We start from the raw sequence: 24,624 nt of genomic DNA, 5'->3' as shown, positions 1-24,624 counted from the left end.
AGCAAGAGGTCCCGCGCCCGGCCGGCTGCGGGGCTAGCTAGCCGTGCGGATGGCGGCGGCGCCAGGCCAGCGAGCTGAGAAAGGCCATGCCGATGAAACAGGCGCCCAGAAGGCCGGTGACGACCTCGGGGATCGGTCGCAGGGTCTGCACGAACATCAGGATAGACAGCACGAAGATCGACCAGAAGGCGCCGTGTTCGAGATAGCGGAAGGCGGCGAGCGTGCCGCGCTCGACCAGCATCACCGTCATTGAGCGCACATACATCGCGCCGATGCCCAGGCCGATGGCGATCAGGAACAGGTTCTGGGTCAGCGCGAAGGCGCCGATCACCCCGTCGAAGCTGAAGGACGCGTCCAGCACCTCCAGATAGAGAAAGGCGCCAAAGCCGCCGCGCGCCATGTCGGCCTGGCTGTGCTGGGCGCCCCAGCGGTCGAGCACATGGCCCAGCATGTCCACCAGCAGATAGGTGATCACCCCCCAGATCGCGGCGATGATGAAGGCATGTTCCTTTTCCGCCGGCAATTGGCCGACGATCACCAGCATGCAGACCAGCACGAAGCCCACCTCCATGCCGCGGATCTCGCCCAGCTTGCGCAGCGCGGCCTCGACGCCCTTGATCCAGTCCACGTCCTTGGCCTCGTCGAAGAAATAGTTCAGCGCCACCAGCATCAGGAACGAGCCACCGAAGGCGGCGATGGGCAGATGCGCCTCGTGGATGATGCGGGAATATTCCTGCGGCTGAGTGGCGGCGAGGCGAATTGCCTCCCACGGCGCGAGGTGGGCGGCGATCACCACCACCAGCAGGGGGAAGATCACCCGCATGCCGAACACCGCGATCAGGATCCCCCATGTCAGGAAGCGGCGCTGCCATTTCGGCACCATCTGCTTGAGCTTGTTGGCATTGACGATGGCATTGTCGAAGCTGAGCGAGATTTCCAGCACCGCCAGGATGCCGGCGATCAGGAAGAAGGCCAGCGCCCCCGAGCCGGTGCCGTGATATTCCCAGCCCAGGAAGGCGGCGAGCGCCAGCCCGGCGCCGGTGACGATGAAGGGCCAGGTCATGTAGCTGAGCGTGGATCTCATGAGGTTCCCATCATGCGGCTCGTGCCTTTCGGTCTTAGGGCCTGCCAGAAGGGCGGGCAAGGCGCGCGGGCGCAGATCAGCCCTGCATGTCGACCCGGGCAGGGCCGTCCTTCAGGCGCACCAGCACCGCCAGATCCATGACATTGGCGACGGTCACCACCCGCGCCGGCACGGCCATGGCCCAGACAGCCTTGCCCAGCGCGATCACCTGCCGGCATCCGCCCGGCCCCGGCGGATTGGCCAGCACCTCGGCCCTGGCCCCCATCACCGCCGCGCCAGACTCGGCTGCACCGATGCCCGCCCGGATCAGGGCCATGGTTCGCGCGCCGGGCGTCATCAGCTCACCCGGTCCGGCAGCGCCTGCCCCTCGGCAAAGGCGACCAGATTGTTCATCGCCCGCATCGCCATGGCGGTGCGCACCTCCTCGGCGGCGGTGCCCAGATGCGGCAGCAGGGTCACGTTCTCCATGGCGCAAAGCGCCGGCGCGACCTTCGGCTCGAATTCGTAAACATCAAGCCCTGCTCCGGCGATCCGGCCTTGCGCCAGCGCCTCGACCAGCGCCGCCTCCTCGACCACGTCGCCGCGGGCGATGTTGACGAGGTATGAGCGCGGCCCCAGCCGCTCCAGTTCATGCGCGCCGATCATGTGCCGGGTCTCGGCCCCGCCGGGCACGGCGACGACGGCGAAATCCGACTGCGCCAGCAACTCGTCCAGATCGGCCACCTGCCGGGCCGGGAAATCCAGCGAGGACACCACCGAGCGATTGTGGAACAGCACCTCCATGCCGAAGCCGAAATGGCAGCGCCGGGCGATGGCCTTGCCGATACGGCCCATGCCGATGATGCCCACCGTGCAGCCGGTGACATGCCGGCCCAGAAGCTGCGTCGGCTCCCAGCCGGTCCATGCGCCGCGACGCAGCAGCCGCTCGCCCTCGCCGGCCCGGCGCGCGGTCATCAGTATCAGGGTCAGGGCGATGTCGGCGGTGGCCTCGGTCACGGCGTCGGGGGTGTTGGTCACGGCGACGCCGGCCGCCGCGGCGGCAGCGACGTCGATATGGTTGTAGCCGGCGCCGAAATTGGCCAGCAGGCGGCAGCGCGGCTGAGCCTGAAAGGCCTCGGCGGTAAAGCGGTCGCCCAGCGTCGGCATGATCGCGTCGTAATCGGCCAGCGCCTGCGCCGCCTCATCGACGCCGAGCCCGTGCTTGCGGTCCAGGATCTCGGTCTCGAACCGCGCCCTCAGCGCCTGCTCTGCCGCCTGGGTCATGCGGCGCGTCACCAGAAGCTTCATCAATACATCCTCCCACCGACCGGCACCTCGCGCTCGGGACCGATCAGCACCACCTCGCCCGCCTCGTCGGGCAGGCCCAGCACCAGGACCTCGGACATGAACGGGCCGATCTGGCGCGGCGGGAAATTCACCACCGCCAGCACCTGACGGCCGATCAGCCCGTCCGGCACGTAATGCCGGGTGATCTGGGCCGAGCTTTTCCGCTCGCCGATCTCCGGCCCGAAATCCAGCCACAGCTTGAAGGCCGGGCGCCGTGCCTCGGGGAAAGGCTCGGCGCGGGTGATGCGGCCGACGCGGATCTCGACCTTCTCGAAATCCGCCCAGGCGATCCGGTCGCTCATTTCCCCAGCTCCCGCCCCCGCGCGGCGGCCGCCGCAATGGTACGGCGCATCAGCGGCGGCAGGCCGGTCCCGGGGTCCATCAGCTCCCCCAATCCCGCCGCCGTGGTGCCGCCGGGCGAGGTCACCGCCTCGCGCAGCTTCGCCGGGTCCTCGTCCTCATGCACGGCCAGCGCGCCGGCCCCGGCCACGGTGGCCCGCGCCAGTTCCAACGCCAGCGCCGGCGAAAGCCCCTCGGCCGCGCCGGCCGCCGCCATGGCCTCGATCATGTGAAAGACATAGGCGGGACCCGAGCCGGACAGTGCCGTCACCGCATCCATCTGGCCCTCGCTCTCCAGCCGCACCACGCGGCCGACGGCGGACATCAGCGCCTCGGCCAGCGCCATTTCGGTCTCGCCGGCTCTGGCATTGCCGATGATGGCGGTGATGCCCTGGCCGATGGCCGCCGGAGTGTTCGGCATGGTCCGCACGATGGGCGCCTGCGGAAAGGCCGCCTCATAGGCCGCCAAGGTCACCCCGGCCGCGACCGAGACCACCAGCGTCCCCGCCCCGACCGACAGCCGCTGCAACGCATCCGCCATCATCTGCGGCTTGACGGCGATTACCAGCACCGCCGGATCCTTTGGCAATTCTCCGTTGACCCAAATACCCAGATCCGACAGTTCCGCCCGGGGATGCGGGTCGATCACATGCACCGCCCCCGCCGCCAGCCCGCTCTTCAGCCAGCCGTCCAGAAGCGCGCTGCCCATGCGGCCGCAGCCGACCAGCACCAGCCCACGCGCATTCAGATCCGAAAAATCCATACCTTCCCCCTGACCTTGCCCGCACGAAGGCGGGAATTCAGGCGCGACCGTAGGCCTCGGACAGGGCGATGTCCATGGCAGCCTCCGGCGTGGCATCGCCCCAGCAGGCCAGCTGGAAACAGGGATAGAACCGCTCGCAGGCCAGGATGGCGTTGCCGATCATCTGGTCGATCTGCGAGGGTGCGGCGATGGCATCGCCCGCAAGCACCAGCCCGTAGCGCCAGACCATCAGCTTCTGCGGTCCCCAGAAGGTGAAGCCGCCATCCCAGACCTGGTCGTTGGCCAGGTTCAGCACCTCGTAGAGCGCCGGCAGCGTCTCGACCGGGGGATCCATGTCGAAGGTGCAGATCAGCCGCAGCACCTCCTCGCGCGGCGACCAGGCCAGCGTGATCGAATAGGTGCGCCATTGCCCCTCGACCGCCATGGCGATCTGATCCTCGGCCAGACGGTCGAAATCCCATTCGTGATAGGCCGCGACGGTTTCCACGATGTCGATGGGATGGATGTCATCGCTATGGATGAAGTCCAGCTGTGCCATATCCTGTCCCCCTGCCTGTCTGCGAGCGGAGCGAAGGTCGAACCCCAACCCTTGGCCCCAACCCTTGGTGACCCAGACTACACCCGGCGTAGTTTCCGGAATGTGCCTACAATATATCGTGTGCCGGTTCCATGAGGGTGTAAAGCGAAAATTCCGTTACCGGATCGCGACAGCCGGTCTCCGCCGCTTGACCACCGGCTTTCGTGCGGGTTCAAGGACGCCGGGGAGGATTGCCCATGCGCGACCACGGCGGTGATATCGACAAGGCGGCCAGCCGCTTCGGGCGGGCAGACTGGATCGACCTGTCAACGGGAATCAACCGCCGGCCCTGGCAGGCAGGACCGCTTTCGCCCCATGCGCTGACCGCCTTGCCGACGCGCGCCGATACCGCCCGCCTCTGCGCCCTGGCCGCGGCCCGATTCGGCGGGCCGCAGGATCAGGTGCTGCCGCTGGCCGGCGCCTCGGCGGCGATCCAGCTTCTGCCGCATCTGCTGCCGGGCCGGCGGGCGGCGGTGTTGTCCCCGACCTATAACGAACATGCCGCCAGCCTGCGCGCCGCCGGCTGGGATGTGGCCGAGCCTGCCGATCCGGCTGCGCTGGCCGGTGCCGATCTGGCGGTCATCGTGAACCCGAACAACCCGGACGGGCGCGAGTTCACGCCCGCGCAGATCGCCGCCATTGCCGCCAGCGTCGGGCATCTGGTGGTGGACGAAAGCTTTGCCGATCCGCGCCCCGACCTGTCGGTGGCGGGCGCGCGGCCGGAAAACGTGACCGTGCTGCGCAGCTTCGGCAAGTTCTGGGGCCTCGCCGGGCTGCGGCTGGGCTTCGCCATCGCCGCGCCGGATCTGCTGGCGCGACTGGCCGAGCGCGCCGGCCCCTGGTCGGTCGGCGGCCCGGCCCTGGAGATCGGCGCGCAGGCGCTGGCCGATGCGCAATGGATCGACGACACCGTGGTCTGGCTGTCCGAGGCGGCGCTGCATCTGGACCAGATCGTCACGCCGCATTGGCCGCTGGCGGGCGGCACGCATCTGTTCCGGCTCTACGACACACCCGACGCACCGGCCGCACATGAACTGCTGGCCCGCGCCGGCATCTGGAGCCGCATCTTTCCCTGGCACCCGCGCTGGATCCGCCTGGGCATTCCCGGCTCGCGCGAAGAATTCGACCGCGTGGCGGGCGCCTTTACAGCACCCGGTTGACATGGCCCATCTTGCGGCCCGGACGCGCATCGCCCTTGCCGTAAAGATGGACCTGCATGCGCGGCTGCTTCAGCAATTCCGGCAGGCGCAGCACGTCGTCGCCGATCAGGTTCTGCATCTCGACATCGGCGTAGCGCTGGCCGTCGCCCAGGGGCAGGCCGGCCACGGCGCGGATATGCTGCTCGAACTGGTCCACGGCGCAGCCCGCCTGCGTCCAATGGCCGGAATTGTGCACGCGCGGCGCGATCTCGTTCACCACCAGCCCCTCCGCGGTCACGAACAGCTCGACCCCCATGACGCCGATATAGTCCAGCGCATTGACGATGCGCGCCGCGATCAGCACCGCATCGGTCAGCAGGCCGGCGGACAAGCCGCAAGGCACCGTGGTGGTGCGCAGGATGCCCTCGCGATGCACATTCAGGCCCGGATCATAGGCCGCGACCTGCCCGTCGGCGCCGCGCGCGACGATGACGCTGATCTCGGCCGAGAAATCCACGAACCCCTCCAGCACCGAGGGCGCGCCGGTCCAGTCCCGGTGCCCGGCATCGGAAAAGCGGATCTGCCCCTTGCCGTCATAGCCCAGGCGCCGGGTCTTGAGGATCGCCGGCGCCCCCAAGGCCGCCAGCGCCTCGGGCAGATCGGCCTCGGTCTCGACATTGCGATAGGGCGCGGTGCAGAGCCCGATCCCGGTCAGGAAATCCTTTTCGCTCAGCCGGTCCTGCGACACGGCCAAGGCACGGCGGTTCGGCCGGATCGGGCGCAGCGATTCCAGCAGATCCAGCGCCGCCGTCGGCACGTTCTCGAATTCATAGGTGATGACATCGACCGATTCGGCGAAGGCGCGCAGCGCCGCCTGGTCCTCATAGGGCGCGGTGGTCAGCCGATGCGCCACGTCGCCCGCCGGCGCGGCGCCCGGCTCGTAGACATGGCAGCGATAGCCCAGCCGGCTGGCCGCGACCGAGAGCATGCGGCCAAGCTGACCGCCGCCCAGGATGCCGATGGTCGCGCCGGGTTTCAGTTCACTCATCGCGCGGCTCCTCGGGGATGGAATCGGACAGCGCCTGCCGCCAGGCGTCCAGCCGCGCCGCCAGGTCGGGATCGGAAACCGCCAGGATGCCGGCCGCCATCAGCCCGGCATTGGCGGCACCCGCGGCACCGATGGCCATGGTGGCGACCGGATAGCCCCTGGGCATCTGAAGGATGGAATAAAGCGAATCGACGCCGGACAGCGCCTTGGTCTGCACCGGCACGCCGATCACCGGCACCCGGGTCTTGCTGGCCATCATGCCCGGCAAATGCGCGGCCCCGCCGGCGCCGGCGATGATGACCTTCAGCCCGCGCGCCACCGCCGTCTTGCCATAATCCCACAGCCGGTCCGGCGTGCGATGCGCGGAAACGATTCGCGCCTCGTAGCCGATGCCCAACTCGTCCAGGATGGCGGCGGCCTCACGCATGGTCGGCCAGTCGGACTGGCTGCCCATAATGATCCCCACGGGTTTTTCGGCGGCTTTTTCCATGGCTCGACCCCCTTTTGCGCCCCGCCCTACAGCGCCGGGCGGGATCATGCAATCAGGCGATGATGTCGGGGGTCAACTCGTCCTCGAGCCGGGAGATGCGGTCCTTGAGCGCAAGCTTTTGCTTCTTGAGCCGTTGCAGCGTCAGCGAATGGGTCAGGCTCTGTTCCGACAGCGCGGCGATCGCCTCGTCAAGATCCCGGTGCTCGCGCCGCAGCACTTCGAGCTTGGCGCGGGCGATCTCGTCATGGGACATCTCGTGTTGGGCGTTCATCTCGGGCCTCGGGCTGGATCGTTCCGGTTATAGCGCAGGCCCCCGGCGTTGTTAATGGTTTTGCGAGAAAGCGTTAACGCAAGCCGGCAGCATCAGAAAACGCTTGCCCGGAGCGGCCGCCCGGCCCGAAACTCGCGCCAGAACCCGATGCAGGAGGAACCGATGCCCCCCACCGCCCCCAACAGGATCGGGCCCGGCGCCCTTGCGATGGCGCTGCTGCTGCCGCTTGCCCCCGCGCATGCCCAAGGCGGGGACGAACAGATGCAGCTTTGCGTCAACCAATGCCTGTATCACTTCGGTCCCGCCTCGAACCCGCAATACCACGCTTGCGTGGCCGAACATTGCGAGGAAGCCGCCCCGGCGCCCCGGCGCCAGCAGCCCGCCCAGCCGCCGCGGCAGGGTGCGGCCTGGACCAACGGCGCGGCCGATGGCGGCCGGACGCATTATGCAAGGGTGCAGTCCGGCCGGCTGGCGCTGAGCTATATGTGCCAGCGCGGCAACGAGGGGCTGATCGCCATCGAGGGCATGGCCGGCTCGCCCGGCGCGCTGGTCCTGCGCATCGACGGCCGGCCGGTGATGCAGCCCTTTGTGGCACAGCGCGGCATGCGCGCAACCCAGGCGGCGCGCGGCTCGGCGCTGCTGGCCGGGCTGCTGGGCGGCAGCCGGATCGAGCTTTCGGACGAGCGCGGCCGGGGCAGCCTGCCGCTGGCCGGCTCGGGCCGGGCGATCCGGGCGGCGATGGCCGCATGCGGCCTGCGGCCCTGACCTCGCGCCGCTGCGACGCGGCAAGCCCTTGTTTCCGGCGGCATCCGTTCACATATTGATCTTGCCGGATCGCCATTCCGGGGTCCGGCCGACAGTCGCTTTGATGCAAAGGGCTTGGGAATGACCAAGATCAGTCTGGCCGCTCATCCGTTCCTGCTGGGGTTCGACCAGTTGGAACGTCTGGCCGAACGTGCCGCCAAGGGCGCCGAGGGCTATCCGCCCTACAACATCGAACACCAGGGGCCGAACGGCTTTCGCATCACGCTGGCCGTGGCGGGTTTTTCCGAGGAGGACCTGTCGATCACGCTGGAGGATCGCCAGTTGGTGATTCGCGGTCGGCAGTCGGAGACCGAGGAAGGCCGCGTCTTTCTGCACCGGGGCATCGCGTCCCGCGCCTTTCAGCGCAGCTTCGTGCTGGCGGATGGCGTCGAGGTCGTGTCCGCAGGGTTGGAAAACGGGCTTCTGAACATCGATCTGCGCCGCTCCGTGCCCGACAGCATCGTGCAGACCATACCGATCAGCCGCAAGTGAAAGGGGATCGCAAATGAACGAGAAATTCGATTTCGGCCCGGAAAACGCGGGCAACATCGTCTATATCCGCCGCGTCGCCATGGACAGCCTGCCCGACGAGGTTCGCCGTCAGGTGCCCGGCGCCGACGCGCTTTATGCCGTGCATGGCCCCGACGGAGAGCGGCTGGCCCTGGTCAAGGACCGCAGCCTGGCCTTCATGCTGGCCCGCCAGAACGAGTTGACCCCGGTCAGCGTACACTGACCGCAAACGGCCGTCGCCCGGCAAGGCGGCGGCCCGGTCGCGACAATGGCGCCGTCTCGCAGCGGCCATCCAACCATTCAATGTCGCGAGGAAATGCCAGAGCGGTCATCCGGACCGCCATCCGGCAAGGGCCTGTTATGGGTCGCCGGTCCCGCCATCGCCGGCCTCGACCAGTTCCAGCCCGATCTCGTCCCCATATTGCCGCAGCAGCGCCTGTGCAGCCGGATCTGCGGGCAGCAGCAGATGCGTGGCGCCATGGTTGCGGCGGATCAGCGCCTGCCACAGCGCCTCGCGCGCCCCGGCTTGGCGCGGCTCGGCCCCGACCGTCAGCAATTCGGCGCCAAGCGCACCGGCCAGCGGCGCCGCGACAGGCACATCCGCGGGATCGCAGGCCAGCACCCGCGCGCAACCCTGGGCGCGAAAATGCGCCCGCCAGCCGTTCGGGCCGTGCCGGGCATCATCCGCGCCTTGCAATCCCTTGACCGGCCCGCCCAGGCAGACCGGCCCGGCCGCGCGCTGCAAGGCCGCAGCCGGATGCGACGGCTCGGCGCTGCCGAACAGGCTTTCGGTCTCGCGCGCCCGGTCCGGGCTCCACTTGTCGGTGACCGACAGAATGGCCATGACCGCGCCATCGGGGCCGCGCAGGGCGATATCCTCCCCCGGTTCGACCTGATCGGCGAAATCCACGCCGACCTCCAGCACCACCGGCATGGGCCAGAGCGCGCCCGAGGTCAGCCGCATCCCCGCCAGCACCGAATCGTAATCCGCCTGGGTCAGAAAGCCGCGCAGCGGGAAGAAGCCGCCGCCGGTCAGCAGGTCCAGATCGGCCAGTTGCCGGGAGGTCAGATCCCAGGCGGCCAGGCGCGCGGCCTCGGCCCGCAGCTTCTGCCCGGCCTCGGGGCTGACCAGAAGTGCGCGGAGCGGCTGGTGATGCGGCAGGCTCATCGGGCGGGCAACGGCCTGGCCATCAGGCCGGGATCTCGGCGGCATGCGGGTTCGGCTCGCCGGCCGTGTCATGCTCGGCCAGGTAGCGCTCGGCATCCAGCGCCGCCATGCAGCCCATGCCGGCACTGGTCACCGCCTGGCGATAGATGTGGTCGGTCAGGTCGCCCGCGGCAAAGACGCCGGGGATCGAGGTCCGCGTCGTGCCCGGCTCGACCCGGACATAGCCGCCGTGATGCAGGTCGAGTTGGTCCTTGACCAGTTCCGAGGCGGGCGCATGGCCGATGGCGATGAAGACGCCGTCCGCCGGCACCACCTGCTCGGTCCCCTGCCGGACATGGCGCACGCGCACGCCGGTCACGCCCGGCGGCTGCTGCTCGCCCTGCACCTCGACCAGTTCGTGATCCCAGATCACCGCGACCTTGGGATTGCGGAACAGCCGCTCTTGCAGGATCTTCTCGGCCCGCAGGCTGTCGCGGCGATGGATCAGCGTCACCTTGCTGGCGAAATTGGTCAGGAACAGCGCCTCCTCGACCGCGGTGTTGCCGCCGCCCACCACCACGACCTCGCGGCCCCGGTAGAAGAAGCCGTCGCAGGTGGCGCAGGCCGAGACGCCGAAGCCCTTGAGCTTCTCCTCGCTGGGCAGGCCCAGCCAGCGCGCCTGGGCGCCGGTGGCCAGGATCACCGCATCCGCGGTGATGCGCGCCCCCGAATCGAGCTCGGCCACGAAGGGCCGCCGCTTCAGGTCCAGCCGCGTCACCGTATCGACGAAGATGCGGGCGCCCATGGCGCGGGCATGCGCCTCCATCTTGACCATCAGGTCGGGGCCCTGGATCTCGGTCTCGCCCGGCCAGTTCTCGACCTCGGTGGTGATGGTCAGCTGGCCGCCCGGCTGCATGCCCTGGATCAGCACCGGCGAAAGCATCGCGCGCGCGGCATAGACCGCGGCCGTATAGCCGGCCGGACCCGAACCCACGATCAGCACCCGGCTATGGGCGGGCAGGCTGGTGTCGGCGGCAATCTCGGCAGGGACATGGGACATGGCAGGAAACCTTTCGCTTGGCGCAGCCTTAGCTAATCACCGCCGGCCCGGCATGCAATCCATAAGGCCCACTCCCGCGCGGGCGGAAAGAATGTTGCGCAATCCGACCCCGCAGGATAGTTTCCGGCATGTTTTTTGCCGGAAAGGCAAGCCAGGGGACCAGATGACCGCCGCCAGACTTGACGAAATCGACCGCAAAATTCTGGCGGAGCTGCAAGCCGATGGCCGCATGACCAATGTCGAGCTGGCCCGCCGCGTCGGCATTTCGGCCCCGCCCTGCCTGCGCCGCGTCCGCGCGCTGGAGGAGATGGGCTATATCCGCGGCTACCATGCCGATATCAACGCGCGCGAGCTGGGCTTCGAGGTGCAGGTCTTTGCCATGGTCCGGCTGGTGAGCCAGTCCGAACGCGACCTGTCGGCCTTTGAGGCGCTGGCCTGCGAATGGCCGCTGGTGCGCGAGTGCCACATGCTGAACGGCGAGATCGACTTCATCCTGAAATGCGTCTCGCCCGACCTGACCAGCTTCCAGCGGTTCCTGACCGAGAAGCTGACGGCGGCGCCGAACGTGGCCTCGGTCAAGACCTCGCTGGTGATCCGCTGCGCCAAGGACGAGCCGGGCGTGCCCTTCAGCGTAGTCGAGGAAAGGGCGGCGGCGCTGGGGTGAGGGCTGCGGGCTGCGGGCTTTGAGCCTTTTGCGGTCATTCGACGGCAAGGCTAGGCTCCGAGGGCAGGTAACGGCAGCAAAGAAGCCTATGAAACAGCTGATCCGGGCCACATCGGTGGCTTTCGCCCTTTACTGGCCAGCATGGGCACAGGAGGGCAAACCCTTGGCCGAGCCAGAACTCGGGCAGTCGGACTATTCGGCGGCTATGGCGGAAGCCAGGTGGGACTGGCGACCGGGTGATCTGATTTTCCGCGACAAGATCAATGACATTGACGATGCAATAAAGCGAAGCTTCGGCCTGCAATGGGCATCGGTCGGGATACTTCGGCCCAGTAGTGGCGGCCCGCGCGTTGTCTTTGTCGATCAGTCGGACGGTGTGACCGAAGAGATGCTATATGAACATATCGAGGGACTGTCGCCTCACGAATATGCGGTCTATCGCGCCCCCGATCTCAATCAGGACTATGATCCGGAAGAACAGATGTGGCCGGGGCCGCTGGTGCGCTTCGCACTCTTTATTGCTTATAGTCAGCCATTCGATGACCAGTTTCTGCTGGGCGACGGCGCATTCTACAACGCTGAGCTGGTCTACGCGAGCGCAATGAATGCCGGAATTGTTCTGGGATCACCGATTAAGTTGCGCAACCTTGTCACCGATGTGGAGAATATGGATCCGGAGCTGCGCAAGGTCTTGGAAGCGCACCGATATTGCCGCTACGAACTGGCCTTTGAGGACTGCTGGACCTACAATCTTCAGGACCAGTCCATCGTTACGACCAACAGCATGATTTCATCCGGGGCGCTGGAGCAGGTCTATCCCTGACCAGCAGCAATATCCCGCATCGCGGAAACCGGCCGGACATCTCGCAGCCCCAGGCCCCGATATCGCACGCCCCAGCCCGTGAGCACCTTGCGCCGGCCCGTCGCTACAGCGCGATGGCCGAGATCAGCCGACCGTAATCCGCTTGGTTCTGATGCGTGCTGCGGCGATAGGAAAAGAATCGGTCCGGATCGGAATAGGTGCAATGCCGCGTCCACTCTGCCTCGACCCCGGCCTCGCGCAGCCGCATCAGGCCGAACGAGGGCAGGTCGAACATCGGCCGCCCGTTCGGCCCGCCGGAGAAGAAGCGGTGATAGCCCGGATCCTCGACCAGGAATTCGTCCATGAAATCCTCGCCGACCTCATAGGCGCGCTGGCTGATCGTCGGGCCGATCACCGCGCGGATCTGCGTCGCCCCCAGGTCGTTCATCGCGCCCACCGCCGCCTCGATCACGCCCGAAAGCGCGCCGCGCCAGCCGGCATGGACGGCGCCGATCACCCCGGCCTGCGGATCGGCCAGCAGGATCGGCTGGCAATCGGCGGTCAGCACCGCCAGCGCCACCCCGGGCTGGTCGGTGACGATGCCGTCGGCGCGAACCCCCGCAAGACCGGCGGGATCATCGCCGGCGCGCAGCACGGCGATATCGGCGGAATGCACCTGGTGCACGGTGGCAAGGCCGGCGGGCGGCACGCCCATCGCCTCGGCGACGCGGGCGCGGTTGATGCTGACGATCTCGCCCTGGTCGCTGGAGCCGTAGCCGCAGTTCAGCCCCGCGAACAGCCCCGAGGAAGCGCCGCCGCGCCTTGTGAAGAAGCCGTGCCGCACCGAAGCGAGCAGCGGATGGGTCAGGATCTCAAGCGTCGTCTGCATCGTCGTCCAGGGGCTCGAATCCGGCAGGCACGGGCGCATGGCGAGCCCAGAAGGCCAGCACCTTGAACAGGTGACCCATTTCATCGGGCGCGGTCAAGCGATGAAGCGCAGCCATGGCGCCGGCATCCCCGGCCGCCGCCAGCCGCTCGGCGCGCTGCGCGATCCCCAGCCGCAGCAGCCAGTCGCCCTGCCTCGCCATGCGCGAGACGCGTGCCCCCGCCGCCCGCGCCGCCAAGGCCAGGGGCGCGAAATCCACATGCGCGGTCAGGTCGGCCTCGCCGGGATTGGCCAGCACATCCTCGGGCCGGTGCCGGCGCAGCGCCTGGAACGTGTCGCCCTGCCCGTCCCAACCGCCATAGTCGATGAGGATGGCGCAGCCGCCATGCGCGGCGATGCGCCCGGCGACCTGCGCGACGATCGGCGCGGCCTCGGGGCAGGTTTCGCGGATCGCCCCCTCGGCTGCGGGCGGCAGCCCCGCGTCGCCCTCAGGGGCAGGGGCCAGCCCCATCTCCAGCCCGCCGTCCTGATCCAGCGCCACCACCCGTTCGGCCCAGCCCTGCGCACCGCGCTGGAATTGCCGGATCGGCAGGGCGTCGAAGAACTCGTTGGCGACCAGGAACAGCGGCGCCTGCGGCAACTGCGACACATCGTCCAGATGCGCGATCTCGCCCAGCCTGCCGCGCTGGACCCGGCGCAGATGCGGCGAGGCTTCGACCAACACGACCCGCGCCGCCTCGGCCATGCCGGGCACCACCCGGATGGCGCGCAGGATATCGGCCATCAGCGTGCCGCGCCCCGGACCGATCTCGGCCAGGGTAAAGGGCGCTGGCCGGCCCTGGTCCAGCCAGGCTTGCGCCAGCGCCAGGCCGACCATCTCGCCGAAGATCTGGCTGATCTCGGGCGCGGTGGTGAAATCGCCCGCCGCACCGAAAGGGTCGCGGGTCGCGTAATAGCCATGCTCGGGATGCAGCAGGCAGAGCCGCATGTATTCGTCCAGCCGCATCGGCCCCGATAGCCGGATGCGCGCGGCGATCAGGCGCGCCAGAGGCGTCATGCGGCCGTCTGCGGCACGGCCGGGCGGCTGCGGGCGCGGATCAGGAAGGCCAGCCCGACCAGCACCATCGGCAGCGACAGCACCTGTCCCATGGTCACGCCCCAGACCGGCCCGCCCAGCACATGGCCCAGCGGATTGTCGGGGGTGATGAACTGCGCATCGGCCTGGCGGAAGAACTCGACGACAAAGCGCGACAGGCCATAGCCGGCCAGGAACATCCCCAGCGCCTGCCCCGGACGGCGCAGGCCGCCGGCGCGGACCAGCAGGAACAGCGCGGCGGCCAGCAGCACGCCCTCCAGCCCCGCCTCGTAAAGCTGGCTCGGGTGGCGGGCGCAGGGACCGGCGATGCCGGGGCAATTCTGTGCCGCCTCGCCCGGGAAGATCACGCCCCAGGGCGCATCGGTCGGCCGGCCCCACAGCTCGGCATTGATGAAATTCGCCACTCGGCCGAGGCCGAGGCCGATCGGCGTCGCCACCGACAGCGCATCGGCCAGCCGCAGCGCCGGGATGCCGTGCCGCCGGCAGAACCACCAGGAGGCCAGAACCACGCCCAGGAAGCCGCCGTGAAAGGACATGCCGCCGCGCCAGATCACCGGGATCTGCCCGGGATTGGCCAGGTAATAGCCCGGCTCGTAGAACAGCACGAAGCCCAGCCGCCCGCCCAGCACCACGCCGACGATCACCCAGGTCAGCAATTCCTCGACCTGCTCGGGGCGCATCGGTGCGGCGTCGCCCCACAGGCCCGGCCGCCGCATCAGCGCTACGATGATGCGCCAGCCGATCAGCAGCCCGGCCAGATAGGCCAGCGCATACCAGCGCAGCGAGAATTCCATGCCGAAAAGCTGGATGGTGAAGATCTCGGGCGAGATGTCGGGAAAGGGGATCATGGGCTCCTCGTTTCGGCGCGGGCAGGCTACGCGGGGGACGCCGGGTGTCAACCGGCGCTGTCAGGCAATTGAACAGCCGCGCCCTCGGGGCCATATAGGGGGTCTCGCTGAACCGAAAGGCCCGCCATGACCGCGAACAACCGCTTTCTCGACGATCTCTCGAAATTGATGACCAATGCCATGGGCGTGGCGCAGGGCGCCAAGGACGAGGCGCAGACTGCCTTCAACAGCTGGATCGACCGCTGGCTGGCCGACCGCGATTTCGTCACCCGCGAGGAATTCGAGGCAGTGCGCGAAATGGCGATCAAGGCGCGGTCGGAGAATGCCGAGCTGCGCGCCCGCCTCGACGCGCTGGAGGGCAAGGGCGTGGCCTCGGTCAACGCGACCGGCCCGCTCGGCACCGGCGAGGGTCAGGGCTGAACCCGCTCGCGCAGCCGGCCCTGCTTGTCGTAAAGCAGCACCTCGCCCGTCTCGGTCACCACCACCAGCCAGTCGCGGGCAAAGGTGACGGCGGCGGGCACCGCGCCCTCGGGCAGGGCGACCTGCTCGGGCAGTTCGGGCAGCGGCGGTTGCGACAGGCGCAACCATAGCAGCGCCGCGATCGCCAGCACGCCGATGCCCATCACCGCCGCCAGCGCGGTCACCAGGATGCGCAGCCAGCGCAGCATCGGCAACGCTTCCTCTGGTCCCGCATCCAGCCTATCATCCCGTGCCATGGCCGAAATCCTCATCACCATTCCCGAAGGACTGTCCGAGCGCCTTGATAAGGCGCTTGCCCTTGCCGCGCCAGAGCAGGCGGCGCTGTCGCGCTCGCGCCTGGCCCGGCTGATCGCCGAGGGTGCGGTCCGGGGCCCCTCGGGACCCGTCACGGATGGCAAGGCGCGGGCCGAGACCGGCGACTACCTGGTCGAGATCGGTGCGCCCGAGCCGCTGGACGCGCAGCCCGAGCCGATCCCGCTGTCCATCGCCTATGAGGACGAGGACCTGATCGTGGTGAACAAGCCCGCCGGCATGGTGGTGCATCCGGCACCCGGCGCGCCCTCGGGGACGCTGGTCAATGCGCTGCTGGCGCATTGCGCGGGCAGCCTGTCGGGGATCGGCGGCACCGCCCGGCCCGGCATCGTGCACCGCATCGACAAGGAGACCTCGGGCCTTCTGGTGGTGGCGAAATCCGACCGCGCGCATCAGGGACTGGCCCGGCAATTCGCCGACCACACGGCGCAGCGCCGCTATCTGGCCATCGCCCATGGCATGATCGACCCGGCCGATGCGCGGCTGCGCGGCCTGCCGGGCGTGGGGTTCGAGCCGGGCGGGGTGCTGCGCATCGCCACGCTGATTGGCCGCCACCCCGGCGACCGGCAGCGCCAGGCGGTCAACTTCCAGAACGGCCGCCATGCCGTGACCCGCGCCCGGGTGATCGAGACCTTCGGCACGCCCCCCGCCGCCATGCTGGTCGAATGCCGGCTGGAAACCGGACGCACGCATCAAATCCGCGTGCATATGGCCCATGCGGGATTGGGCCTGGTCGGCGACCCGGTCTATGGTGGCAACAGGCGGGCCTCGGCCAGGGCGCTGGGGGCGGATGCCGCCGCGGCCGTCGCCGCCTTTCCCCGCCAGGCGCTGCACGCCGCCGAGCTGGGCTTCGAACATCCGGTCAGCGGCCAGACGCTGACCTTTGCCAGCCCGCTGCCGCCCGACATGGCCGGATTGCTGGCGACACTGCGCGGAGCCTCGGGCTGACGGAACCCGGCCCCCGCCGATAGCGTTCACAATTACCCGCCCAAGAGCGGGACAGGGAATTTTCAGATGGCGAACTACACCAACCTTCCGGCACCCAGCCCCGAACAGGGCCTGAACCGCTATTTGCAGGAAATCCGCAAGTTCCCGCTGCTGGAACCGGAAGAGGAATACATGCTGGCCAAGGCCTGGGTCGATCATCAGGACGCCGAGGCGGCCCAGAAGCTTGTGACGAGCCATCTGCGGCTCGCCGCCAAGATCGCCATGGGCTATCGCGGCTATGGCCTGCCGCAGGCCGAGGTCATTTCCGAGGCGAATGTCGGCCTGATGCAAGCGGTCAAGCGCTTCGACCCGGAAAAGGGCTTCCGCCTGGCCACCTATGCCATGTGGTGGATCCGCGCCTCGATCCAGGAATATATCCTGCGCTCGTGGTCGCTGGTGAAGATGGGCACCACCTCGGCCCAGAAGAAGCTGTTCTTCAACCTGCGCAAGGCCAAGTCCAAGCTGGGCGCGCTGGAAGAGGGCGACCTGCGCCCGGAAAACGTCACCCAGATCGCGCATGACCTGAACGTGACCGAGCAGGAGGTCATCGACATGAACCGCCGCCTGTCCAGCGGCGACGCCTCGCTGAATGCGACGGTGGGCTCGGGCGACGGGGAATCGACGGCGCAATGGCAGGACTGGCTGGAGGACGAGGACGCCAACCAGGCCGAGGCATTCGCCGAGGCCGACGAGTTGTCGGCGCGGCGCGAGATGCTGATCGCCGCCATGGACGTGCTGAACGACCGCGAAAAGGACATCCTGATGGAGCGCCGCCTGCGCGACGACCCCATGACGCTGGAGGATCTTTCGACGCGCTACGACGTCTCGCGCGAGCGCATCCGGCAGATCGAGGTCCGCGCCTTCGAAAAGCTGCAAAACCGCATCCGGGAGCTGGCGCGCGAACGCGGCATGACCGTGCCAGAAACCGCCTGATCCGCGCTTGCCGCCGGCTCGCCCGTTCCAGCGTTTCCCGACGGCGGGCCCGTCGGTGCGCGCGCGGCCGGCAAGGCTTGCCCCGGCCATTCCGCGAGCCTTCCCATCCGCAGCAGGCATCGGGCAGCCGCCGCAATCCGTCGTCTTGGAAAGCGCGGCAAGGCGGCTGCGGTCACGGCCGGCCTTCCCGCAGGGCATCCTGCTTGCCGCTGCGGCGAAGGCCATGCGGTTTTCCCGACCGCGGCTCACCGCCGGCAGCGGTGCAGGGGCCGGAATTATCGTGACGGCGGGCGGAGTTGACCGGCGCCCGGCTTGGCTTATGGTCGAGATAGGACAGCAGGGGCCGATGGCGCGGAAATGACGGCGCTGAACCAATATCAACGGCTGGAAGCCGCAGGAATCTGGCGCGAGACGCCCAAATCGCAGTTGCGCGACGTCATCGTCTCGTTCGGGGATGCGACATTGGTGCTGACCGATCCGCGCTCGGAGGTGCCGCTGGCGCATTGGTCGCTGCCCGCTGTCACCCGGCTGAACCCCGGCAAGCTGCCGGCGCGCTATGCGCCCGGCGGCGCCGATGCCGGCGAGGAGCTGGAGATCGACGATGAGCTGATGATCTCGGCCATTTCCAAGGTGCATCAGGTGATCGAGGCCAGCAAGCCGCATCCCGGCCGGCTGCGCAGCGGGCTGATGCTGGGCGCCGCGGCGATCATGGCGCTGCTGGCGGTGTTCTGGGTGCCGCCGGCGCTGGTGCGCCACGCGGCGGACATCGCCCCGCCGGCGCAGCGGGCCGAGATCGGGCGCATGGTGCTGTCCGAGATCGCCAAGACAACCGGCAGCCCCTGCTCGCGCCCAGCCGGCGACATGGTGCGCCAGAAGCTGGCGATGCGGCTGACCGGCCCGGACGCGCAGATCGTCGTGGTTCCGGCAAGCCTGCGCGGCGCGATCCGCCTGCCGGGGCCGATCACCGTCATCGGCGAAGATCTGGTCGAGGGCCAGATGACGCCCGAGGTCGCCGCCGGCCATATCCTTGCCGCCCAGGCGGCGGCGGTGCAGGACGACCCCTTGCTGGCCGCGCTGCGCTATGCCGGGGCGCGCGCGACCTTTCACCTGCTGACCGCCGGGACATTGCCCGAGAAGTCGCTGGCGGGCTATGGCGAGAAACTTCTGGCCAGCCCCCTGCCGCGCCCGGAGGACGAGCCGCTGCTGGCCTATTTCACCCGCGCCGGCATCTCCAGCGAACCCTATGCCCGCTCGCTGGACCCGACGGGGGAGGCGGTGCTGGGCCTGATCGAGGCCGATCCCTTCCGCACGGCCGAACCGCGCCCCGTGCTCAGCGACCGCGAATGGATCGCGCTGCAAGAGATCTGCGACCAATAGCCGCCGCTCAGCGCGGAAAGGCATCGCGATACCCGGCCTTGCGGATGCCGTCCAGCGCCCGGACGATGCCTTCGCGATCCGCAAAGGGGCCGGCGATGAGAACCTGCACCTCGCGCCCGCCGACCCGATCCTGGCCGCGCAGCAGCGGATAGCCCATCCGGGCGATGCGCCCGGCCGCGCGTTCGGCATTCTGCGGATCGGCGAAGGTGCCGACCTGCACATAGCGCGCGCCAGCCGGGATCATACCGACCGCGTTGGACGGCGCGCCGCTGGGTTTGCCGGCCCCGGCGGGACGCTCCGACTTGGCGGCGGCTTGCCCTGCCCCCTGCCCGGCCGCGGGCCTTGCCGCGGGCGCCGGCCGCTTTTCGGACGCGGCCGGCGGCGGCGCGGGTTTGGCTGCCGGGTCCTGCCGGCGCGCGGCGGCCGGGGCGGCGCTGGCTTGAGCGGCAGGGAAAGCGGGCGACGGGTTTTCCGCGCCTGCCGCGGCGCTGCCGATCGGCCGCGCGAAGCTCAGCCGCGACAGGTCGGATTCCGGCAGGGAGGCGCAATAGCCATGCGAGGGATCGCGGCCCAGCCCTGCGGCACCCGATTCGTCGTCATAGCCCAGCAACTCGCAAAGCCGCCGGTTCGGCCGCAGGGCGCCGCCCATGCCCTGGCGCAGGGCGGGCGCCGCCGCCAACGCCGCCCGCAACGTATCGGCCGGGACGGAGGAATCGGGCTCGGGGCCTAGGTCCGGCAGGCGCTCCGGTGGCCGGGGGTCGCTGGCCAGTTCGCCAGGGCGCAGGTTGGTGATGACCTGCCGCGACAATGCCTCTTCCAGCAGCTCGGCACGGCCGCGCCCGGCATTGGGGTCGAGCGCCCGCAGCTTCGGCCTGCCGTCCAGCCCGCGCGCGGAAAGCGTCGGCGGATAGCCGCAGACCGGCGTGCCGTCGCGTGCCCGCCGCGCAACCCAGCCGCCCGGATCGTCGCGCAGGAAAACGCAACCGCGGCTGTCAATATATTGCCGTGACGGGAAATCCGCCGGCGGCTCCTCGGCCGGGCGCCGGTCCTGTGCCAGCGCAAGCCCCGGCAGCAGCGCCAGCATCAGCCACAGAATTGCCCGCATCGCCCCATCCCCGAATCGGTCGCCTGACCCGGTGATAGGCCGAAAGCCCTCAAGACCCGGTTAACGCCGGCTCATTTCGTGCCGAACATGCGGTCGCCCGCATCGCCCAGGCCCGGCACGATATAGCCGTGATCGTCCAGCCGCTCGTCCAGCGCAGCGGTCACGATCGGCACGTCGGGATGGGCCTCGCGCATGCGCGCCACCCCCTCGGGCGAGGCAAGCAGGCACAGGAAGCGCAGGTTGCGCGCACCCTCGGCCTTGAGCAGGTCGATGGCCGCGACCGAGGAATTGCCGGTGGCCAGCATCGGATCGACCACGATGGTCATGCGCGCGTCCAACGCCTTGGGAACCTTGGAGTAATACTGCACCGGTTGCAGCGTCTCGGGGTCGCGGTAAAGCCCGATGAAGCCGACGCGCGCGGCCGGGATCAGTTCCAGAATGCCGTCCATCAGCCCGTTGCCGGCCCGCAGGATCGAGATCAGCGCCAGTTTCTTGCCTTCCAGCGTCGGCGCCTCCATCTCGCAGAGCGGGGTCTCGATGCGGATGGTGGTCATCTCCAGCTCGCGGGTGATCTCATAGGCCAGAAGCAGGCTGATCTCGCGCAGGAGCCGACGGAAGCCGGCGGTCGAGGTGGTCTTGTCGCGCATGAGCGTCAGCTTGTGCTGCACCAGCGGGTGATCGACGACGGTCAGATGCGCTTGGGTCATGTCAGGTCCTTTCGCAGGCGGGTTCGGGTGGTTTCGTCACAGAAGGCCGCGTCGATGGCCCAGAGGTTCATCTGCCGGAACTCGGCCTCGGCCCAGCCGAAAGCATCGGCAAGCCGCTGGTATTCCTGCGACAACGTGGTGTGGAAGAAGGGCGGATCGTCGGTCGAGACGGTGACGCGCACCCCCGCATCGGCCAGCCGGGCGATGGGATGGGCCGCCCAGCCCGGCACCAGGCCAAGCGCGATGTTCGAGCCTGGGCAGACCTCCAGCGTGATCCCGCGTTCGGCCAGGTCGCGCAGCAGCTGCGCATCCTCGACGGCACGGATGCCGTGACCGATGCGGGTGACGCCAAGCGCCAGCGCGTCGCGGATCGACTGCGGCCCGCGCCATTCGCCGGCATGGGCGGTCAAGCCCAGCCCGGCCTCGCACGCGCAGTCGAAGGCCCAGGCGAAATCGCCCAGCTCGCCAGCATCCTCGGCGCCGCCGATGCCAAGGCCGGCGACCCAGCCGCCCGAGGTCTCGGCCGCGCAGATCGCGGTCTTGCGGGCGCGGTCCGGACCGAAATGGCGGATGCAGGTCAGCACGGCGCGGCTGGCGATGCCGTCGCCTTCGGCCTGGGTGGCGACCTCCTCCATGGCGGCGAGGTAGTCGCGCCAGGCCGGCAGGTCCGCGCCGCCGCAGAATTCGGGCGAGACGAAGAGCTCGGCATAGATCGCGCCCTGCTCGGCGCATTCTGCCAGCACCTCGGAGAGCAGCCGGGCATAGTCGCGCGGTGTGGTCAGAACCGAGGTCGCCGCCTCATAGACGCGCAAGAAGTCCTTGAAATCGCGATAGGCATAGGCGCCCTTCTCATCGAAGATGCCGGCGATGTCGCGGTGCTTCTCGGCGGCGAGGGCACGGATGAAGCCGGGCGGCGCCGCGCCCTCCAGATGCAGGTGCAGCTCGATCTTCTTCAGCGATTTCACAGAAACGACCTCCCCGGGCCGACCGGCGGAAGGCCGAGATGCGCGGCGACCGAGGCGGCGATGTCGGCGAAACCGACCTGCCCGACCGCGCGCATGCCATAGCCCCAGCCCAGCACCGGCACGCGTTCGCGGGTGTGGTCGGTGCCGTGCCAGGTCGGGTCGTTGCCGTGATCGGCGGTGAAGATCGCCAGATCCCCCGGCCGCAGGCGGGAAAGCAGCACGCCCGCCACGCCGTCGAACCATTCCAGCGCCGCCGCATAGCCCGTCACATCGCGGCGATGGCCGTAAAGGCTGTCGAACTCGACGAAATTGGCGAATGTCAGGCTGCCCGCTTCGGCCTCGTCCGCCAGGGCCAGCAGGTGGCCGGCCAGATCGGCATCGGATTTGCCCTTGTGCAGTTTGGAGATGCCGCGATGCGAGAAGATGTCGCCGATCTTCCCCACGGCATGGGTCGCCCACCCCGCCTCTTGCGCCACGTCCAGAAGCGTCGGCGCCGGGGGGGCGATGGCATAGTCGCGGCGGTTCGGGGTGCGGGCGAAACTGCCCTCGGCGCCCAGGAAGGGCCGGGCGATGACCCGGCCGACCCGCATCGGGTGGACCATGGCGGCCACCTGCTCGCAGAGCCGGTAAAGCCGGTCGAGGCCGAAGCCCTGCTCATGCGCGGCGATCTGCAAGACGCTGTCGGCCGAGGTGTAGCAGATCGGCCAGCCCGTGCGCAGATGCTCGGCGCCAAGCCGGGCGATGATCTCGGTCCCCGAGGCATGTTCGTTGCCGAGGATGCCCTCGGTCCCCGCCACCTGGGCAATGCGTTCGGTCAGATCGGCCGGAAAGGCCGGACGGGTCTTCGGGAAATAATGCCAGTCCCAGGGCACCGGCACGCCGGCGATCTCCCAATGGCCCGAGGGGGTGTCCCTGCCGCGCGAGACCTCGGTCGCCGCGCCCCAGAGCCCCTGCGGCTGGGCGCCAAGGCCCGGCGCCGCCTCGCCGCTGGCCAGCCGGATCGCTGCGCCAAGGCCGAGCGCGTCCAGATGCGGCATGGTGAGCGGCCGCGCCTGGGCGATATGGGCGACGGTATTGGCGCCGGTATCGGGCCGGCCATCGTTGAAATAGGCGCCCGCGTCGGCCGCCCCGCCGATGCCTACCGAATCCATCACGATCAGGAAGGCGCGTCTGTCGGTCATGTTACCTCGCTGCGGATCAATGGGCCGGGCTCCGGGCCATCGCCCATGAGATAGGCGGCCGCGACGGTGGCAACCGCCGCCTCGGCCGCCGCCTCCGAGGCGGCATGGACCAGCGCCAGGGGACGACCCGGACCCGCCTCCTCGCCGATGCGGAGCAGTTCCGCAAGCCCCACCCGCGGGTCGATCCGGTCGCCGGCATGCAGCCGCCCGCCGCCCAGCGCCACCACGGCATGACCCAGCGCCTCGGTGTCGATGGCGGCGACGCGGCCATGGCCGGGCACGGCGCGGATCACCGGCGCGGGCGGCAGGTGGCGGTCGGGATGCTCCAGCAGGTCGGCCGGCCCGCCCTGCGCCGCCACCATGCGGGCGAAACGCTCGGCCGCGGCGCCGCTCTCCAGCGCCCGCAAGGCATCGGCGGACACGCCGCCAAGGTCGAGGCAGGCCGAGGACAGCGCCAGCGACAGCTCGCGCAGCGCGCCCCGCCCGCCGGTGAGCACGGCGATGGCCTCGCGCAGTTCCAGCGCATTGCCGGCGGCGCGGGCCAGCGGCTGGTCCATGTCGGTGACATAGGCGCGGGTGCGGCAGCCGGCGCCCTTCGCGGTATCGACCAGCGCGCGGGCCAGCGCCAGCGCCGCGTCCGGGCTGCGCAGAAAGGCGCCGCTGCCCTGCTTGACATCCAGCACCAGCGCGTCGAGCCCCGCCGCCAGCTTCTTGGACAGGATCGAGGCGGTGATGAGGTCGATCGAGCCCACCGTCGCGCTTTCGTCGCGGATCGCGTAAAGCCGCGCATCGGCCGGCGCCAGCTCGGGGCCCGCCGCGACGATGGCACAGCCCATCTCGGCGGTGATGCGGCGGAACTCGTCCTCGGACAGCGCGGTGCGGAAACCGGGGATCGCCTCCAGCTTGTCCAGCGTGCCGCCGGTATGGCCCAGCCCGCGCCCCGAGATCATCGGCACATAGGCGCCGCAACTCGCCACCAGCGGGGCCAGGATCAGGCTGACCGTGTCGCCGATGCCGCCGGTCGAATGCTTGTCCACCACCGGCCCCGGCAGGTCCCAGCGCAACACATGGCCGGAATCGCGCATCGCCCCAGTCAGCGCCACCCGGCCGGATTCGTCCAGCCCGCGCAGCAGCACCGCCATGGCGAAGGCGGCGGCCTGCGCATCGCTGACCGAACCGTCGGCCAGCCCGCGCGCGATCAGCGCCGCGCCCGCCGCATCCAGCCCGCGCCCGTCGCGGACGGCGGCGATCACCGGACGCGGATCGGCAGGGCTCATTCCGTGCCCGACATGTGGCTGATGCCGAAGCGCCCCGGCAGCAACTCGCCGATGGTGGTGGCCAGTTCGTGGCCCCGGGTCGTGGCCAGCAGCACCGGGGTTTCGGGGCGTCCGAACTCGGCCAGCTTCTGCCGGCAACCGCCACAGGGCGGCACCGGGCCTTGCGAGTCGGCGATGACGGCGACCTCGACGATCTCGGTCTCGCCCGCCGCGACCATGGCGGCGATGGCGCCGGCCTCGGCGCAGGTGCCCTCGGGATAGGCGACGTTCTCGACATTGCAGCCGGCATAGATCCGCCCCGAGGCGCCGCGCACCGCCGCGCCGACCTTGAAATTGGAATAGGGCGCATAGGCCCTTTCGCGCACCTCGCGCGCCGCATCCAGAAGCGCCATCACTCCACCTTTCGCCTGCCGTCCGGCCAGGATTGCGAGTTTGCGCGCCCGCCC

At 69.3% G+C, this 24,624-nt stretch carries 31 protein-coding genes; 10 read left to right on the top strand and 21 right to left on the bottom strand.

Annotated elements, in window-relative coordinates; genetic code table 11:
* Nucleotides 1-37: 37 nt before the first annotated feature.
* The 6 genes from AQY21_RS04500 to AQY21_RS04475 form a co-directional block, all read right to left on the bottom strand.
* Nucleotides 38-1,084: a DUF475 domain-containing protein gene (locus AQY21_RS04500; protein ID WP_058096590.1), complete on the bottom strand. Its 1,047-nt coding sequence runs from the start codon at nucleotides 1,082-1,084 to the stop codon at nucleotides 38-40.
* Nucleotides 1,085-1,160: 76 nt separating this feature from the next.
* Entirely contained in the window at nucleotides 1,161-1,400 is a 240-nt protein-coding gene (locus AQY21_RS29300) for a hypothetical protein (RefSeq protein ID WP_203416378.1), read from the bottom strand.
* 20 nt (nucleotides 1,401-1,420) lie between these two features.
* Nucleotides 1,421-2,371 carry a D-glycerate dehydrogenase gene (locus AQY21_RS04490; protein WP_058096588.1) on the bottom strand — a complete coding sequence of 317 codons (951 nt, stop codon included), beginning with the start codon at nucleotides 2,369-2,371 and terminating at the stop codon, nucleotides 1,421-1,423.
* Nucleotides 2,371-2,712 carry a tRNA-binding protein gene (locus AQY21_RS04485; RefSeq protein WP_058096587.1) on the bottom strand — a complete coding sequence of 114 codons (342 nt, stop codon included), beginning with the start codon at nucleotides 2,710-2,712 and terminating at the stop codon, nucleotides 2,371-2,373. Before AQY21_RS04485 ends, AQY21_RS04490 begins: the two co-directional genes overlap by 1 nt.
* A complete protein-coding gene (gene proC / locus AQY21_RS04480) occupies nucleotides 2,709-3,512 on the bottom strand; it encodes a pyrroline-5-carboxylate reductase (protein WP_058096586.1) in 804 nt (267 codons plus the stop codon). Before proC ends, AQY21_RS04485 begins: the two co-directional genes overlap by 4 nt.
* A gap of 37 nt (nucleotides 3,513-3,549) precedes the next feature.
* Entirely contained in the window at nucleotides 3,550-4,050 is a 501-nt protein-coding gene (locus AQY21_RS04475; RefSeq protein ID WP_058096585.1) for a YbjN domain-containing protein, read from the bottom strand.
* A 236-nt stretch (nucleotides 4,051-4,286) separates the two neighbouring features.
* Here AQY21_RS04475 and cobD point away from each other — a divergent pair, with 236 nt between their 5' ends.
* The gene (gene cobD, locus AQY21_RS04470; protein ID WP_058096584.1) at nucleotides 4,287-5,249 is read left to right on the top strand and encodes a threonine-phosphate decarboxylase CobD; all 963 of its coding nucleotides are present in this window, start codon (nucleotides 4,287-4,289) and stop codon (nucleotides 5,247-5,249) included.
* On the opposite strand, the gene AQY21_RS04465 is transcribed toward cobD, so the two are convergent.
* From AQY21_RS04465 to AQY21_RS04455, 3 genes are read right to left on the bottom strand one after another with little or no spacing between them, the layout of a single operon-like run.
* Complete coding sequence (locus tag AQY21_RS04465; protein WP_058096583.1) at nucleotides 5,233-6,276, bottom strand: 5-(carboxyamino)imidazole ribonucleotide synthase; 1,044 nt, start codon at nucleotides 6,274-6,276, stop codon at nucleotides 5,233-5,235. The two genes, cobD and AQY21_RS04465, sit on opposite strands and share 17 nt — an antisense overlap.
* Entirely contained in the window at nucleotides 6,269-6,766 is a 498-nt protein-coding gene (purE, locus tag AQY21_RS04460) for a 5-(carboxyamino)imidazole ribonucleotide mutase (RefSeq protein WP_058096582.1), read from the bottom strand. The genes AQY21_RS04465 and purE overlap by 8 nt, the downstream gene beginning before the upstream one ends.
* Before the next feature lie 52 nt (nucleotides 6,767-6,818).
* Nucleotides 6,819-7,037, bottom strand: coding sequence for a YdcH family protein (locus tag AQY21_RS04455; RefSeq protein ID WP_058096581.1), 219 nt, complete (start codon nucleotides 7,035-7,037; stop codon nucleotides 6,819-6,821).
* 162 nt (nucleotides 7,038-7,199) lie between these two features.
* Here AQY21_RS04455 and AQY21_RS04450 point away from each other — a divergent pair, with 162 nt between their 5' ends.
* From AQY21_RS04450 to AQY21_RS04440, 3 genes are all read left to right on the top strand, one after another.
* Entirely contained in the window at nucleotides 7,200-7,802 is a 603-nt protein-coding gene (locus AQY21_RS04450; protein WP_058096580.1) for a hypothetical protein, read from the top strand.
* 120 nt (nucleotides 7,803-7,922) lie between these two features.
* Entirely contained in the window at nucleotides 7,923-8,333 is a 411-nt protein-coding gene (locus tag AQY21_RS04445; protein WP_058096579.1) for an Hsp20 family protein, read from the top strand.
* A gap of 13 nt (nucleotides 8,334-8,346) precedes the next feature.
* Nucleotides 8,347-8,574, top strand: coding sequence for a DUF1150 domain-containing protein (locus AQY21_RS04440; protein WP_024843130.1), 228 nt, complete (start codon nucleotides 8,347-8,349; stop codon nucleotides 8,572-8,574).
* Nucleotides 8,575-8,709: 135 nt separating this feature from the next.
* Here the strand turns inward: AQY21_RS04440 and AQY21_RS04435 are convergent, their stop codons facing one another.
* Nucleotides 8,710-9,519, bottom strand: coding sequence for a transcription antiterminator BlgG (locus AQY21_RS04435; RefSeq protein WP_058096578.1), 810 nt, complete (start codon nucleotides 9,517-9,519; stop codon nucleotides 8,710-8,712).
* A gap of 22 nt (nucleotides 9,520-9,541) precedes the next feature.
* On the bottom strand, nucleotides 9,542-10,558 hold the full coding sequence (gene trxB, locus AQY21_RS04430) for a thioredoxin-disulfide reductase (RefSeq protein ID WP_058096577.1): 1,017 nt from the start codon (nucleotides 10,556-10,558) through the stop codon (nucleotides 9,542-9,544).
* A gap of 163 nt (nucleotides 10,559-10,721) precedes the next feature.
* Here trxB and AQY21_RS04425 point away from each other — a divergent pair, with 163 nt between their 5' ends.
* Nucleotides 10,722-11,222 carry an Lrp/AsnC family transcriptional regulator gene (locus tag AQY21_RS04425; protein WP_058096576.1) on the top strand — a complete coding sequence of 167 codons (501 nt, stop codon included), beginning with the start codon at nucleotides 10,722-10,724 and terminating at the stop codon, nucleotides 11,220-11,222.
* 88 nt (nucleotides 11,223-11,310) lie between these two features.
* Nucleotides 11,311-12,045, top strand: coding sequence for a hypothetical protein (locus AQY21_RS04420; protein ID WP_058096575.1), 735 nt, complete (start codon nucleotides 11,311-11,313; stop codon nucleotides 12,043-12,045).
* A gap of 103 nt (nucleotides 12,046-12,148) precedes the next feature.
* Here AQY21_RS04420 and pgeF read toward each other — a convergent pair whose 3' ends face one another.
* From pgeF to lgt, 3 genes are read right to left on the bottom strand one after another with little or no spacing between them, the layout of a single operon-like run.
* On the bottom strand, nucleotides 12,149-12,913 hold the full coding sequence (pgeF, locus tag AQY21_RS04415; RefSeq protein WP_058096574.1) for a peptidoglycan editing factor PgeF: 765 nt from the start codon (nucleotides 12,911-12,913) through the stop codon (nucleotides 12,149-12,151).
* Complete coding sequence (locus AQY21_RS04410; RefSeq protein ID WP_058096573.1) at nucleotides 12,897-13,967, bottom strand: class I SAM-dependent methyltransferase; 1,071 nt, start codon at nucleotides 13,965-13,967, stop codon at nucleotides 12,897-12,899. Before AQY21_RS04410 ends, pgeF begins: the two co-directional genes overlap by 17 nt.
* Nucleotides 13,964-14,854: a prolipoprotein diacylglyceryl transferase gene (gene lgt / locus AQY21_RS04405; RefSeq protein WP_058096572.1), complete on the bottom strand. Its 891-nt coding sequence runs from the start codon at nucleotides 14,852-14,854 to the stop codon at nucleotides 13,964-13,966. The genes AQY21_RS04410 and lgt overlap by 4 nt, the downstream gene beginning before the upstream one ends.
* Before the next feature lie 126 nt (nucleotides 14,855-14,980).
* Here lgt and AQY21_RS04400 point away from each other — a divergent pair, with 126 nt between their 5' ends.
* Nucleotides 14,981-15,274 (top strand): accessory factor UbiK family protein, encoded by a 294-nt coding sequence (locus AQY21_RS04400; RefSeq protein WP_058096571.1) that lies wholly within the window; start codon nucleotides 14,981-14,983, stop codon nucleotides 15,272-15,274.
* On the opposite strand, the gene AQY21_RS04395 is transcribed toward AQY21_RS04400, so the two are convergent.
* Nucleotides 15,265-15,570 (bottom strand): DUF6476 family protein, encoded by a 306-nt coding sequence (locus AQY21_RS04395; RefSeq protein WP_238986687.1) that lies wholly within the window; start codon nucleotides 15,568-15,570, stop codon nucleotides 15,265-15,267. The genes AQY21_RS04400 and AQY21_RS04395 overlap by 10 nt on opposite strands.
* On the opposite strand from AQY21_RS04395, the gene AQY21_RS04390 reads away from it, so the two are divergent.
* The 3 genes from AQY21_RS04390 (at nucleotide 15,569) to AQY21_RS04380 (ending at nucleotide 18,943) form a co-directional block, all read left to right on the top strand.
* Nucleotides 15,569-16,594, top strand: a complete 1,026-nt coding sequence (locus AQY21_RS04390) for a pseudouridine synthase (RefSeq protein ID WP_082657973.1) — start codon at nucleotides 15,569-15,571, stop codon at nucleotides 16,592-16,594. The two genes, AQY21_RS04395 and AQY21_RS04390, sit on opposite strands and share 2 nt — an antisense overlap.
* 66 nt (nucleotides 16,595-16,660) lie before the next feature.
* The gene (rpoH, locus tag AQY21_RS04385) at nucleotides 16,661-17,566 is read left to right on the top strand and encodes an RNA polymerase sigma factor RpoH (RefSeq protein ID WP_028711965.1); all 906 of its coding nucleotides are present in this window, start codon (nucleotides 16,661-16,663) and stop codon (nucleotides 17,564-17,566) included.
* Between the two features lie 357 nt (nucleotides 17,567-17,923).
* Nucleotides 17,924-18,943, top strand: coding sequence for a hypothetical protein (locus AQY21_RS04380; protein ID WP_058096569.1), 1,020 nt, complete (start codon nucleotides 17,924-17,926; stop codon nucleotides 18,941-18,943).
* A gap of 7 nt (nucleotides 18,944-18,950) precedes the next feature.
* Here the strand turns inward: AQY21_RS04380 and AQY21_RS04375 are convergent, their stop codons facing one another.
* The 6 genes from AQY21_RS04375 to AQY21_RS04350 form a co-directional block, all read right to left on the bottom strand.
* On the bottom strand, nucleotides 18,951-20,048 hold the full coding sequence (locus AQY21_RS04375) for an SPOR domain-containing protein (protein ID WP_058096568.1): 1,098 nt from the start codon (nucleotides 20,046-20,048) through the stop codon (nucleotides 18,951-18,953).
* A gap of 71 nt (nucleotides 20,049-20,119) precedes the next feature.
* Nucleotides 20,120-20,755, bottom strand: coding sequence for a uracil phosphoribosyltransferase (gene upp, locus AQY21_RS04370; protein ID WP_058096567.1), 636 nt, complete (start codon nucleotides 20,753-20,755; stop codon nucleotides 20,120-20,122).
* A complete protein-coding gene (locus AQY21_RS04365; RefSeq protein ID WP_058096566.1) occupies nucleotides 20,752-21,720 on the bottom strand; it encodes an adenosine deaminase in 969 nt (322 codons plus the stop codon). The genes upp and AQY21_RS04365 overlap by 4 nt, the downstream gene beginning before the upstream one ends.
* Nucleotides 21,717-22,901 (bottom strand): phosphopentomutase, encoded by a 1,185-nt coding sequence (locus AQY21_RS04360; protein WP_058096565.1) that lies wholly within the window; start codon nucleotides 22,899-22,901, stop codon nucleotides 21,717-21,719. Before AQY21_RS04360 ends, AQY21_RS04365 begins: the two co-directional genes overlap by 4 nt.
* A complete protein-coding gene (locus AQY21_RS04355) occupies nucleotides 22,898-24,178 on the bottom strand; it encodes a thymidine phosphorylase (protein WP_058096564.1) in 1,281 nt (426 codons plus the stop codon). The genes AQY21_RS04360 and AQY21_RS04355 overlap by 4 nt, the downstream gene beginning before the upstream one ends.
* Nucleotides 24,175-24,570 (bottom strand): cytidine deaminase, encoded by a 396-nt coding sequence (locus AQY21_RS04350; RefSeq protein ID WP_011748510.1) that lies wholly within the window; start codon nucleotides 24,568-24,570, stop codon nucleotides 24,175-24,177. The genes AQY21_RS04355 and AQY21_RS04350 overlap by 4 nt, the downstream gene beginning before the upstream one ends.
* Nucleotides 24,571-24,624: the final 54 nt, after the last annotated feature.

Origin of the sequence: Paracoccus sp. MKU1 (assembly GCF_001447385.1) — a bacterium.
In the GTDB taxonomy this organism is placed as follows: Bacteria; Pseudomonadota; Alphaproteobacteria; order Rhodobacterales; family Rhodobacteraceae; genus Paracoccus.
This window is presented reverse-complemented; position numbering and strand designations above follow the sequence as displayed.

Bases quoted from the DNA above. Each gene is read 5' to 3' on its own strand.
- AQY21_RS04475 (WP_058096585.1), bottom strand. From the start codon at position 4,050: ATGGCACAGCTGGACTTCATCCATAGCGATGACATCCATCCCATCGAC.
- AQY21_RS04395 (WP_238986687.1), bottom strand. From the start codon at position 15,570: ATGGCACGGGATGATAGGCTGGATGCGGGACCAGAGGAAGCGTTGCCG.
- AQY21_RS04350 (WP_011748510.1), bottom strand. From the start codon at position 24,570: ATGGCGCTTCTGGATGCGGCGCGCGAGGTGCGCGAAAGGGCCTATGCG.
- AQY21_RS04445 (WP_058096579.1), top strand. From the start codon at position 7,923: ATGACCAAGATCAGTCTGGCCGCTCATCCGTTCCTGCTGGGGTTCGAC.
- AQY21_RS04455 (WP_058096581.1), bottom strand. From the start codon at position 7,037: ATGAACGCCCAACACGAGATGTCCCATGACGAGATCGCCCGCGCCAAG.
- proC (WP_058096586.1), bottom strand. From the start codon at position 3,512: ATGGATTTTTCGGATCTGAATGCGCGTGGGCTGGTGCTGGTCGGCTGC.
- pgeF (WP_058096574.1), bottom strand. From the start codon at position 12,913: ATGCAGACGACGCTTGAGATCCTGACCCATCCGCTGCTCGCTTCGGTG.
- lgt (WP_058096572.1), bottom strand. From the start codon at position 14,854: ATGATCCCCTTTCCCGACATCTCGCCCGAGATCTTCACCATCCAGCTT.
- AQY21_RS04420 (WP_058096575.1), top strand. From the start codon at position 11,311: ATGAAACAGCTGATCCGGGCCACATCGGTGGCTTTCGCCCTTTACTGG.
- AQY21_RS04500 (WP_058096590.1), bottom strand. From the start codon at position 1,084: ATGAGATCCACGCTCAGCTACATGACCTGGCCCTTCATCGTCACCGGC.
- AQY21_RS04485 (WP_058096587.1), bottom strand. From the start codon at position 2,712: ATGAGCGACCGGATCGCCTGGGCGGATTTCGAGAAGGTCGAGATCCGC.
- AQY21_RS04380 (WP_058096569.1), top strand. From the start codon at position 17,924: ATGACGGCGCTGAACCAATATCAACGGCTGGAAGCCGCAGGAATCTGG.
- cobD (WP_058096584.1), top strand. From the start codon at position 4,287: ATGCGCGACCACGGCGGTGATATCGACAAGGCGGCCAGCCGCTTCGGG.
- AQY21_RS04375 (WP_058096568.1), bottom strand. From the start codon at position 20,048: ATGCGGGCAATTCTGTGGCTGATGCTGGCGCTGCTGCCGGGGCTTGCG.
- AQY21_RS04440 (WP_024843130.1), top strand. From the start codon at position 8,347: ATGAACGAGAAATTCGATTTCGGCCCGGAAAACGCGGGCAACATCGTC.
- AQY21_RS04490 (WP_058096588.1), bottom strand. From the start codon at position 2,371: ATGAAGCTTCTGGTGACGCGCCGCATGACCCAGGCGGCAGAGCAGGCG.
- AQY21_RS04410 (WP_058096573.1), bottom strand. From the start codon at position 13,967: ATGACGCCTCTGGCGCGCCTGATCGCCGCGCGCATCCGGCTATCGGGG.
- AQY21_RS04435 (WP_058096578.1), bottom strand. From the start codon at position 9,519: ATGAGCCTGCCGCATCACCAGCCGCTCCGCGCACTTCTGGTCAGCCCC.
- AQY21_RS04355 (WP_058096564.1), bottom strand. From the start codon at position 24,178: ATGAGCCCTGCCGATCCGCGTCCGGTGATCGCCGCCGTCCGCGACGGG.
- AQY21_RS29300 (WP_203416378.1), bottom strand. From the start codon at position 1,400: ATGGCCCTGATCCGGGCGGGCATCGGTGCAGCCGAGTCTGGCGCGGCG.
- AQY21_RS04465 (WP_058096583.1), bottom strand. From the start codon at position 6,276: ATGAGTGAACTGAAACCCGGCGCGACCATCGGCATCCTGGGCGGCGGT.
- AQY21_RS04360 (WP_058096565.1), bottom strand. From the start codon at position 22,901: ATGACCGACAGACGCGCCTTCCTGATCGTGATGGATTCGGTAGGCATC.
- trxB (WP_058096577.1), bottom strand. From the start codon at position 10,558: ATGTCCCATGTCCCTGCCGAGATTGCCGCCGACACCAGCCTGCCCGCC.
- purE (WP_058096582.1), bottom strand. From the start codon at position 6,766: ATGGAAAAAGCCGCCGAAAAACCCGTGGGGATCATTATGGGCAGCCAG.
- AQY21_RS04400 (WP_058096571.1), top strand. From the start codon at position 14,981: ATGACCGCGAACAACCGCTTTCTCGACGATCTCTCGAAATTGATGACC.
- upp (WP_058096567.1), bottom strand. From the start codon at position 20,755: ATGACCCAAGCGCATCTGACCGTCGTCGATCACCCGCTGGTGCAGCAC.
- AQY21_RS04450 (WP_058096580.1), top strand. From the start codon at position 7,200: ATGCCCCCCACCGCCCCCAACAGGATCGGGCCCGGCGCCCTTGCGATG.
- AQY21_RS04390 (WP_082657973.1), top strand. From the start codon at position 15,569: ATGGCCGAAATCCTCATCACCATTCCCGAAGGACTGTCCGAGCGCCTT.
- AQY21_RS04425 (WP_058096576.1), top strand. From the start codon at position 10,722: ATGACCGCCGCCAGACTTGACGAAATCGACCGCAAAATTCTGGCGGAG.
- rpoH (WP_028711965.1), top strand. From the start codon at position 16,661: ATGGCGAACTACACCAACCTTCCGGCACCCAGCCCCGAACAGGGCCTG.